The organism is Flavobacterium sp. HTF (genome assembly GCF_003105115.1).
Classification (GTDB): Bacteria; Bacteroidota; Bacteroidia; order Flavobacteriales; family Flavobacteriaceae; genus Flavobacterium.
Map to the genome: position 1 here is coordinate 82,139 of NZ_QETH01000012.1, position 12,257 is coordinate 94,395.

The window sequence follows — 12,257 nt, forward strand, 5'->3', positions numbered from 1 at the left end:
TAGAAAAGGGATTTTGTTTTTATATTTTTAGTATTAAAGTGTTGTAACAATAAATTCGCTTCGTCTGTTTTGCTGATGCTCTTTTTCTGTACATTTTACTCCGTCGGCACATTTGTTAATCAGCATTGTTTCTCCATAGCCTTTTGCTGTCAGTCTGGTAAATTCGATACCTTTTTTGATCAGCCAGTCTTTTGTTGACTGAGCTCTTTTTTCTGAAAGAATCATGTTATTTGCCGCCGATTGTCGACTGTCTGTGTGCGAACGAATGTCCACTGTAAGTGTTGGGTATTTTTTTAATAAATCAACCACTTTCTTTAATTGAGGTTCTGATGTTTTTTTAATTGTAGCTTTCCCTAAATCAAAAAAGTTCATCGGAATGTTAAGCAATTTTGCTAAATCTGTACCAACCCCAATTGGTTTTACTGTTACAGCATTAATCTTTACTGACTTTACTGTAATAGCCTTAGCTGTTATCGGTTTTGCTTTTTTATCTATTGAAATTATCAGGGTTGTTTTTCCTGTCGCTTTTTTTAATGTTATAGAAACCTCTTTTATTTCATAATCATTTTTTGATGTCTTAATAAAATATTTTTTACCACATTTTACATTTGAAAAAAGATAATTACCGTTTTGATCAGAAACTGTTTCTAAAGTAGTCTGACGGCTTTCATCAAATAAAATTAAATTGACTCCCGAAAGATTTTCATTCGTTTCTGAATCTATAATTGTTCCTGATAGTTCCTGCTCACAAATCAGCCTTCTGTTTTCTGTGAATCGATAAACGTCGTCAAGTCCGTGTCCGTTTTCTCTATTGGAAGAGAAAAAACCATTTCTGTTTTTGCTGTTAATAGAAAAAGCAAAATCGTCCTGTTTACTATTTATAGGTTCTCCAACGTTTTGTGCTTCTTCAAAAGAATCGTCTTTGTTTATTTTTGAAACATATACATCAAGCCCGCCTAAGCCCGGACGCCCGTCACTGGCAAAATACAGTTCATTATCATTTGATATAAAAGGAAATGTTTCGCGGCTTTCGGTATTGATTTCGGGACCTAAATTTTCAGGTTTGCCAAAAGTTCCGTCAGCCATTATAGTTACTTTAAACAAATCAGACAAACCTAATGTCCCAGGCATATCTGAAGCAAAATATAATGTTTTTTCGTCAATGCTCAAGGCCGGATGCGCGACGCTGTATTCATCACTATTAAAAGGAAGTTCCTGAACCTCTTTCCATTCTCCTTCAATTAAAATGGCTTTGTAAAGTTTTAAGAATGTAATTTTATTTTCGTTCTTTTTTCTTTTACCGTTTACAGAATTGTTTCTTGTAAAGTACATTGTTTTTCCGTCTTTTGTAAAAACGGGAGTTGACTGATTGAAATTTACTTCCAGATTTTTTTTATGAAAAAAAACAGGTTTTCCAATACTTCCATCGGGCATCATTTCAACTGTATATAAAGTGGAGATGGCTTTATTTGTCCATTTAAAATTCTTTTTGATAATCGATCCTGTATCTCTCGCAGATGTAAAAACTAAATTATTATCTAAAACAGTACTTCCGTAATCAGAATCTTTAGAATTTATTCCGGCATCGGCAATATCAAAACGATTTGAATTTGCTTTAATATCTTCTAAATATGTTCTGTTTTTTAAGAATAAAATGGCTCTTTTATCTGAAGGTACTTTTTGACTGAATTTATCTAAAACCTGATCGGCTTTATTATAATTCCCGTCTGATTTTAAGCACTGGGCATATTTGTATAAATAATCTGCTTCCTGATTTTCATTCAGCAAAAACAATTGATCATAATATTTTAAAGCTTGTTTTAATTCTCCGATAAAATAATATGAATTGGCAAGCCGCTGAAATACTTTTTCGTCTTTATATCCTTTTTCTACTAATTTTTCATATGCCTTTATTGCATCTGCGTATGCATAACTGTCGTAATTTTTATCAGCAGTTTTTACAGCAGCAGTTTGTGCATTTGCATGAAGAAAAAAGCAAAAACATAAAAATAGAAAGGCTAAATTTTTAATTTTCATATTTAAATCAATTAAAAGAATCTTGGTGATGTAAGTTTACTGTAATTATTAAAGAAGTCAAAACGAAGGAAAATCTCATGTGATCCTGAATTGTATCTTCTTAACTGAGTCGTTTCATGGTCATAGCCATATCCGATATACATACTTTTTGTAGCCTGAAATCCTGCCATAGCACTAACTGAAGCACTCCAACGGTAAGCCAGACCTACTACAAACTTATCATTGAACATAAAGTTACCTGAAAGGTCAATCTGTAAAGGAGCTCCTTCGACCATTTTGGTCAACAATGCCGGTTTGAATTTTATATACTCCAGACGATCCAGATTAAATACATAACCTGCCATGAAATAGTAATTTATTTTTTCTTTAAAAATAGCCGTATCATTATCATCATAACGGTTGGTTTCTATAAAATTAGGAACTGATAATCCAAAATAGGCACGATCAGAATGATAATATATCCCGGCTCCTACATTGGGTGTAAATTTATTTTTTATATCCTGGAATTCAGGCTCCTGATTTTCAAAAGTTAATTTTGATGCATCTAAGTTAAAAAGATTTGCCGTTCCTTTTATCCCGAATGAAAGTTTAAAAGATTCTGAAGTCGGAATTGTATACGAGAAATCTGCTGATAAAGTGTTTTCGTTTGTTGGTCCGATTTTATCATTTACAAGCGAAACGCCCAATCCGAGTTTACTATTATCTAAAGGTGTATTTACTGAAAAAGTACTTGTAACCGGAGCTCCGTCAAGTCCAACCCATTGCGTACGGTATAATCCAAAAACGCTCAATACACCACGCGAACCTGCATAAGCCGGATTAATTTCGATTGTATTATACATATATTGGGTAAACTGCGAGTCTTGCTGAGCAGAACACACAACCGAAAAAAACATGAAAATTATAATTAATTTTTTCATCGAATAAGCTTTTAAAACGGTTTGACTTTTAATCAAACCGTTTATATTTTTTTATTTATTGATATATAAGTAACCCGTTAATTCATGAGGGTTTGAATCGCTGTCTTTATATTTTAAGATATAATAGTAAGTACCCACCGGTAATCCGTCTGACTGCTTAACAGTTGTTTTTCCTTCTGAATATCCTTTAAAGGCTCTGTCTTCATTGTTGTAATGATCCATATCAAATACCAAAACTCCCCAGCGATTATAAATTTCGACTGTATTGTCAGGATAACATTCTAATCCCTGAATATAGAATCTTGTATTTTTACTATCTCCGTTTGGTGAAAATGCATTAAATACTTTTATCACGCATCCGCTTAAAGATATTACGGTAGCTTTATCTCCTGAGTTATCTGTGTCATCTGATTTATCATCTACAACTACACCTCTTTCGCTAGTTCCTTGTACAGTTGCCTGATTAGTTACACTTCCAAGATTGATATCAGATTGCTTAATGATATAGGTAGCTGTAAAAGTATTTTCATCGATTTCATTTACATCTAAACTAATTGGCTGACCCGAAACAACAACTCCCGGTAAAGGATCGGTAATTGTAATATTCTTTAATGGAACATTACCCGTATTTGTTATCTTAAATTTATATGTAATTGTTTCACCTGCATTTGCATATTTACTGTTGTTCTCATCATTAAAGATTGCCGTTTTGACAATTGCTATAGATGGAACTTCAACAAAAACATTTAAAATGGCAGAACTACAATTTGACGGATTCGCTTTCTCACAAATCTGATATGCCAATGTATAATGTGCACCAGGCGTACCAGGCAATACATTTACAGTTCCATCTGAATTAAATTCAAAATTAGCATTACCCGAAGTATTTGTAATAATTACATCAATGGCATTGACTGGTAATCCGCTCAATAAATCATTATCCAGGATATTGATAAATTCAAGTGACCCATTTACACCATCAACAGCTACTTCTGCATCGTCATTTGCAACAATTGGATTGGTTGGTGTTACCGGTATTACCGAATTCAGTACTGTAACATTTACAACTGCCTGACTGCAATTTCCGGAATTTGAAATATCACAAATTTGGTACGTCAATTGGTAGGTTCCGGATGGTGTTCCTGGTTTTACGTTTACAGAACCATCTGCATTTAAAACCAAATTATTATTTGCAACAACTGTACTTAAAATAGTGTTTGCAGGATTTATCGGTAAACCGTTAAAAGTATCATTATCAAATATGTTTAATGATGCACTTGTTGTTTTAGTCACATCTATTGGCCCCGCAGTATCATTATTTGCTTTGATTACAAATGTTGGCTGAGCATTACAACCTGCACTTGGTGCAGGATATTCTACAACAACATCCTGAGTTGGATTTAATGAAAACTGCATTGTAACTTGTTTTCTTGTATTTTCAAATCCATCAACACCTTCTGTCCATTCGCCATTTGCAAATATCCATCCTGGCCAATCTACTCCATTTCCGTTACCATCTACAATCGCACCCGGCCATAAAATATTTCCGCTTAGTGGCAAATTCGTTTGAGTGGCAACTACATTGTTAGAGCTGTCGATCCATTTTACAGTCAACAAGTTAGTCGGCGTAAAATTATTAGCAACAACATTATAAGTGACATAAGGAACATTGTTTGAACAATAGCTATTGGCTGTTATTGTCATAGTTGGTGCAACAACCACAACTTTTACAGATGCTGTACTACAATTTGAAGGGTTTAATTTCTCACAGATTGTATAGTTCAATTCATAGTTTCCTGCTGGTGCATTAGCGCCTAAAACAGCGTTTCCGTTTGTATCTACTGTTAAATATCCTGTTGGGTCTGCTGTAGTAACATTCAGATTTACATCTGATGGTACCAGGGCAAGACCGTTTTTAGTATCATTTGTAAATACATTTACCAAAGTCTGAGGAGTGTTTATACCAACCACTGATGCTACAGTATCGGCATTCGCAACTAATGTTCCGCCGTTAACCGTTACCTTAACTGTATTAGAACTGCAGTTTGTCGGGTTTAATTTCTCACAGATTGTGTAAGTCAGTTCATAATTCCCTGCCGGTGCGTTAGCTCCTAAAACAGCGTTTCCGTTTGTATCTAGTGTTAAATATCCTGTTGGGTCTGCTGTAGTAACAGTCAGATTTACATCTGATGGTACCAGGGCAATTCCGTTTTTAGTATCATTATCAAATACGTTTACCAAAGTCTGGGCTGTATTTGTAGCAACCACTGATGGAACGGTATCGGCATTGGCTATTAATGTTCCGGCACTAACCGTTATAACTGAAGTTACCGTATCACAGTTGCCCGGATTGGTAATCTCACAGATGGTATATTCTACGTTATAGTTTCCTGCCGGGGTGTTAGCTGCAACAGTTACTGTTCCGTTGGCGTTTAGGGTAAGTCCCGTCGGAACGGTTACTCCGGTCAGTTTGATCTGCCCAGGATTGGTGCCGATTACAACCGGGTTTCCATTTAAAGTGTCATTGGCGGTAAGGGAAGCGGTTGTACCTCCTGTGTTTCCATTGATGATGGTTGTGGTTTCGGTTACAGCGTCGATTGTGGCTGCGCCTACTGGCACTACTGAAGTCACCGTATCACAGTTACCCGGATTGGTAATCTCACAGATGGTATATTCTATGTTGTAGTTTCCTGAAGCGGTATTGGCCGCAACGGTTACTGTTCCGTTGGCGTTTAGGGTAAGTCCTGTCGGAACGGTTACTCCGGTCAGTTTTACCTGTCCTGGATTGGTTCCGATTACAACCGGGTTTCCATTTAAAGTGTCATTGGCGGTAAGGGAAGCCGTTGTGCCTCCTGTGTTTCCGTTGATGCTGGTTGTAGTTTCGGTTACAGCGTCGATTGTCGCTAAACCTACTGTCACTATTGAAGTTACCGTATCGCAGTTGCTCGGATTGGTAATCTCACAGATGGTATATTCTACGTTGTAGTTTCCTGCAGGGGTGTTGGCCGCAACAGTTACTGTTCCGTTGGCGTTTAGGGTAAGTCCCGTCGGAACGGTTACTCCTGTCAGTTTTACCTGACCTGGGTTGGTTCCGATTACAACCGGGTTTCCGTTTAGGGTATCATTGGAAGTAAGGGAAACCGTTGTACCTCCTGTGTTTCCATTGATGCTGGTTGTAGTTTCAGTTACAGCGTCGATTGTAGCTAAACCAACTGTTACCTTAACTGTATTGGAACTGCAGTTTGTCGGGTTTAGTTTCTCACAGATTGTATAGGTTAGTTCGTAATTCCCTGCCGGTGCGTTAGCGCCTAAAACAGCGTTTCCGTTTGTATCTAGTGTTAAATATCCTGTTGGGTCTGCTGTGGTAACAGTCAGGTTTACATCTGATGGTACAAGGGCAAGGCCATTTTTAGTATCATTATCAAATACGTTTACCAAAGTCTGATTAGCATTTGTGGCAACTACTGATGGAACGGTATCGGCATTGGCAACCAATGTTCCGGCACTAACCGTTACAATTGAAGTTACCGTATCACAGTTGCCCGTGTTGGTAATCTCACAGATGGTATATTCAACGTTGTAGTTTCCTGCCGGGGTGTTAGCCGCAACGCTTACTGTTCCGTTGGCGTTTAGGGTAAGTCCCGTCGGAACGCTTACTCCGGTCAGTTTTACCTGACCAGGGTTGGTGCCGATCACCACCGGGTTTCCGTTTAAAGTGTCGTTGGCGGTAAGGGAAGCCGTTGTGCCTCCTGTGTTTCCATTGATGCTGGTTGTAGTTTCGGTTACAGCGTCGATTGTGGCTAAACCAACCGTTATTTTAACTGTATTGGAACTACAGTTTGTCGGGTTTAGTTTCTCACAGATTGTATAGGTCAGTTCGTAATTCCCTGCCGGTGCGTTAGCGCCTAAAACAGCGTTTCCGTTTGTATCTAGTGTTAAATATCCTGTTGGGTCTGCTGTAGTAACAGTCAGGTTTACATCTGATGGTACCAGGGCAACTCCATTTTTAGTATCATTTGTAAATACGTTTACCAAAGTCTGATTAGCATTTGTGGCAACTACTGATGGAACGGTATCGGCATTGGCTACTAATGTTCCGGCACTAACCGTTACAATTGAAGTTACGGTATCACAGTTGCCTGTGTTGGTAATCTCACAGATGGTATATTCTACGTTGTAGTTTCCGGCCGGAGTGTTGGCCGCAACAGTTACTGTTCCGTTGGCGTTTAGGGTAAGTCCTGTCGGAACGGTTACTCCGGTCAGTTTTACCTGTCCTGGATTGGTTCCAATTACAACCGGGTTTCCGTTTAGTGTATCATTGGCGGTAAGGGAAGCCGTTGTGCCGCCTGTGTTTCCATTGATGCTGGTTGTCGTTTCGGTTACAGCGTCAATTACCGGAGAACCAACCGTTACCTTAACTGTATTGGAACTACAGTTTGTAGGGTTTAGTTTCTCACAGATTGTGTAAGTCAGTTCGTAATTTCCTGCTGGTGCGTTAGCGCCTAAAACAGCGTTTCCGTTTGTATCTAGTGTTAAATATCCTGTTGGGTCTGCTGTGGCAACGGTCATGTTTACATCTGATGGTACAAGGGCAAGACCATTTTTGGTGTCATTTGTAAATACATTTACCAAAGTCTGTGTTGCATTTGTAGCAACCACTGATGGAACGGTATCGGCATTGGCTACTAATGTTCCGGCACTAACCGTTATAACTGAAGTTACCGTATCACAGTTACCCGGATTGGTAATCTCACAGATGGTATATTCTACGTTGTAATTTCCTGCCGGGGTGTTGGCCGCAACGGTTACTGTTCCATTGGCGTTTAGGGTAAGTCCTGTCGGAACGGTTACTCCGGTTAGTTTTACCTGTCCTGGATTAGTTCCAATTACAATCGGGTTCCCGTTTAGGGTGTCGTTGGCAGTAAGGGAAGCCGTGGTGCCTCCTGTGTTTCCGTTGATGCTGGTTGTCGTTTCGGTTACAGCGTCGATTGTGGCTAAACCAACCGTTACCTTAACTGTATTGGAACTACAGTTTGTAGGGTTTAGTTTCTCACAGATTGTGTAAGTCAGTTCGTAATTCCCTGCCGGTGCGTTAGCGCCTAAAACAGCGTTTCCGTTTGTATCTAGTGTTAAATATCCTGTTGGGTCTGCTGTAGTAACGGTCAGGTTTACATCTGATGGTACAAGGGCAAGACCGTTTTTGGTATCATTATCAAATACGTTTACCAAAGTCTGGGAAGCATTTGTAGCAACTACTGATGGAACGGTATCGGCATTGGCTACTAATGTTCCGGCACTAACCGTTACAATTGAAGTTACGGTATCACAGTTGCTAGGATTGGTAATTTCACAGATGGTATATTCTACGTTGTAGTTTCCTGCCGGAGTGTTGGCCGCAACGGTCACTGTTCCATTGGCGTTTAGGGTAAGTCCCGTCGGAACGGTTACTCCGGTCAGTTTTACCTGTCCTGGATTGGTTCCGATTACAACCGGATTCCCGTTTAGGGTGTCATTGGCGGTAAGGGAAGCGGTTGTGCCTCCTGTGTTTCCATTGATGCTAGTTGTAGTTTCAGTTACAGCGTCGATTGTCGCTGCGCCTACTGTCACTATTGAAGTTACGGTATCGCAGTTGCCCGGATTGGTAATTTCACAGATGGTATATTCTACGTTATAGTTTCCGGCCGGGGTGTTAGCCGCAACGCTTACTGTTCCGTTGGCGTTTAGGGTAAGTCCCGTCGGAACGGTTACTCCGGTTAGTTTTACCTGTCCAGGACTAGTTCCGATCACCACCGAGTTTCCGTTTAGGGTATCATTGGAAGTAAGGGAAGCGGTTGTGCCTCCTGTGTTTCCATTGATGCTGGTTGTGGTTTCGGTTACGGCGTCGATTGTGGCTGCGCCTACTGGCACTACTGAAGTTACTGTATCACAGTTGCCCGGATTGGTAATTTCACAGATGGTATATTCTACGTTATAGTTACCTGCCGGGGTGTTAGCTGCAACAGTTACTGTTCCGTTGGCATTTAGGGTAAGTCCTGTCGGAACGGTTACTCCGGTCAGTTTGACCTGTCCAGGGTTGGTGCCGATCACAACCGGGTTTCCGTTTAAAGTGTCATTTGCTGTAAGGGAAGCGGTTGTACCTCCTGTGTTTCCGTTGATACTGGTTGTGGTTTCGGTTACAGCGTCGATTGTGGCTAAACCAACCGTTACCTTAACGGTATTGGAACTACAGTTTGTAGGGTTTAGTTTCTCACAGATTGTATAGGTCAGTTCGTAATTTCCTGCTGGTGCGTTAGCTCCTAAAACAGCGTTTCCGTTTGTATCTATTGTTAAATATCCTGTTGGGTCTGCTGTAGTAACGGTCAGGTTTACATCTGATGGTACAAGGGCAACTCCATTTTTAGTATCATTATCAAATACGTTTACCAAAGTCTGGGAAGCATTTGTAGCAACTACTGATGGAACGGTATCGGCATTGGCAACCAATGTTCCGGCACTAACTGTTACAATTGAAGTTACCGTATCACAGTTGCCTGTGTTTGTAATCTCACAGATCGTATATTCCACGTTGTAGTTTCCTGCCGGGGTATTCGCCGCAACACTTACTGTTCCATTGGCGTTTAGGGTAAGTCCTGTCGGAACGGTTACTCCGGTCAGTTTTACCTGTCCTGGATTGGTTCCGATCACCACCGGGTTTCCATTTAAAGTGTCATTGGCGGTAAGGGAAGCCGTTGTGCCTCCTGTGTTTCCGTTGATGCTGGTTGTAGTTTCGGTTACAGCGTCGATTGTGGCTGCGCCTACTGTCACTATTGAAGTTACTGTATCACAATTCCCTGTGTTTGTAATTTCACAGATGGTATATTCTACGTTGTAGTTTCCTGCCGGGGTGTTAGCCGCAACGGTTACTGTTCCGTTGGCGTTTAGGGTAAGTCCCGTCGGAACGGTTACTCCGGTCAGTTTTACCTGTCCTGGATTGGTTCCGATCACCACCGGGTTTCCGTTTAAAGTGTCGTTGGCAGTAAGGGAAGCGGTTGTACCTCCTGTGTTTCCATTGATGCTGGTTGTCGTTTCGGTTACAGCGTCGATTACCGGAGAACCAACCGTTACCTTAACTGTATTGGAACTACAGTTTGTCGGGTTTAGTTTCTCACAGATTGTATAGGTCAGTTCGTAATTTCCTGCCGGTGCGTTAGCGCCTAAAACAGCGTTTCCGTTTGTATCTAGTGTTAAATATCCTGTTGGGTCTGCTGTAGTAACAGTCAGGTTTACATCTGATGGTACTAGGGCAAGGCCGTTTTTAGTATCATTATCAAATACGTTTACCAAAGTTTGGGCTGCATTTGTAGCAACTACTGATGGAACGGTATCGGCATTGGCAACCAATGTTGCTGCTGTGACTGCCACTACTGAAGTTACCGTATCGCAGTTACCTGTATTGGTAATTTCACAGATGGTATATTCTACGTTATAGTTTCCTGCCGGGGTGTTAGCCGCAACGCTTACTGTTCCGTTGGCGTTTAGGGTAAGTCCTGTCGGAACAGTTACTCCGGTTAGTTTTACCTGTCCTGGATTGGTTCCGATTACAACCGGGTTTCCGTTTAGGGTATCATTGGCAGTAAGGGAAGTAGTTGTACCTCCTGTGTTTCCGTTGATACTGGTTGTCGTTTCGGTTACAGCGTCGATTACCGGAGAACCAACCGTTACCTTAACTGTATTGGAACTACAGTTTGTCGGGTTTAGTTTCTCACAGATTGTATAGGTCAGTTCGTAATTCCCTGCCGGTGCGTTAGCGCCTAAAACAGCGTTTCCGTTTGTATCTAGTGTTAAATATCCTGTTGGGTCTGCTGTAGTAACAGTCAGGTTTACATCTGATGGTACCAGGGCAACTCCATTTTTAGTATCATTTGTAAATACGTTTACCAAAGTCTGATTAGCATTTGTAGCAACTACTGATGGAACGGTATCGGCATTGGCTACTAATGTTCCGGCGCTAACCGTTACAATTGAAGTTACGGTATCACAGTTGCCTGTGTTGGTAATCTCACAGATGGTATATTCTACGTTGTAGTTTCCGGCCGGAGTGTTGGCCGCAACAGTTACTGTTCCGTTGGCGTTTAGGGTAAGTCCTATAGGAACGGTTACTCCGGTTAGTTTTACCTGTCCAGGGTTGGTTCCGATCACCACCGCGTTTCCGTTTAGGGTGTCATTGGCAGTAAGGGAAACCGTTGTACCTCCTGTGTTTCCATTGATGCTGGTTGTGGTTTCGGTTACAGCGTCGATTGTCGCTGCGCCTACTGTCACTATTGAAGTTACGGTATCGCAGTTGCCCGGATTGGTAATTTCACAGATGGTATATTCTACGTTATAGTTACCTGCCGGGGTGTTAGCTGCAACAGTTACTGTTCCGTTGGCATTTAGGGTAAGTCCTGTCGGAACGGTTACTCCGGTCAGTTTGACCTGTCCAGGGTTGGTGCCGATCACCACCGGGTTTCCGTTTAGGGTGTCATTGGTTGTAAGGGAAGCGGTTGTGCCTCCTGTGTTTCCATTGATACTGGTTGTGGTTTCAGTTACAGCGTCGATTGTCGCTGCGCCTACTGCCACTACTGAAGTTACCGTATCGCAGTTGCCTGTATTGGTAATCTCACAGATGGTATATTCTACGTTGTAGTTTCCTGCAGGGGTATTAGCCGCAACGGTTACTGTTCCGTTGGCGTTTAGGGTAAGTCCTGTCGGAACGGTTACTCCAGTCAGTTTTACCTGTCCTGGATTGGTTCCGATCACCACCGGGTTTCCGTTTAGGGTGTCATTCGCTGTAAGGGAAGCGGTTGTACCTCCTGTGTTTCCGTTGATACTGGTTGTAGTTTCGGTTACAGCGTCGATTGTCGCTGCGCCTACTGTCACTACTGAAGTTACCGTATCACAGTTGCCCGGATTGGTAATTTCACAAATGGTATATTCTACGTTGTAGTTTCCTGCAGGGGTATTCGCTGCAACGGTTACTGTTCCGTTGGCGTTTAGGGTAAGTCCTGTCGGAACGGTTACTCCAGTCAGTTTTACCTGTCCTGGATTGGTTCCAATTACAACCGGGTTTCCATTTAAAGTGTCATTGGCAGTAAGGGAAGCGGTTGTACCTCCTGTGTTTCCGTTGATACTGGTTGTGGTTTCGGTTACAGCGTCGATTGTCGCTGCGCCTACTGTCACTATTGAAGTTACCGTATCACAGTTGCCCGGATTGGTAATTTCACAAATGGTATATTCTACGTTGTAGTTTCCTGCCGGAGTGTTAGCCGCAACGGTCACTGT

Annotated in this window: 3 protein-coding genes; all 3 read right to left on the reverse strand. The window is 41.4% G+C overall.

Annotation, left to right across the window (positions count from 1 at the left end; translation table 11 throughout):
- Positions 1-33: 33 nt before the first annotated feature.
- Genes DCO46_RS06025 through DCO46_RS06035 form a run of 3 tightly spaced genes read right to left on the reverse strand, consistent with a single transcriptional unit; the run spans position 34 to position 12,155 of the window.
- The gene (locus DCO46_RS06025; protein WP_116751661.1) at positions 34-2,037 is read right to left on the reverse strand and encodes an OmpA family protein; all 2,004 of its coding nucleotides are present in this window, start codon (positions 2,035-2,037) and stop codon (positions 34-36) included.
- A gap of 11 nt (positions 2,038-2,048) precedes the next feature.
- Positions 2,049-2,957 (reverse strand): type IX secretion system membrane protein PorP/SprF, encoded by a 909-nt coding sequence (locus DCO46_RS06030; protein WP_116751662.1) that lies wholly within the window; start codon positions 2,955-2,957, stop codon positions 2,049-2,051.
- Between the two features lie 51 nt (positions 2,958-3,008).
- Entirely contained in the window at positions 3,009-12,155 is a 9,147-nt protein-coding gene (locus tag DCO46_RS06035) for a gliding motility-associated C-terminal domain-containing protein (RefSeq protein WP_207784951.1), read from the reverse strand.
- Positions 12,156-12,257: the final 102 nt, after the last annotated feature.

Excerpts from the sequence above, each read along its gene's own strand:
- DCO46_RS06025 (WP_116751661.1), bottom strand. The coding sequence starts at position 2,037 with ATGAAAATTAAAAATTTAGCCTTTCTATTTTTATGTTTTTGCTTTTTT.
- DCO46_RS06030 (WP_116751662.1), bottom strand. The coding sequence starts at position 2,957 with ATGAAAAAATTAATTATAATTTTCATGTTTTTTTCGGTTGTGTGTTCT.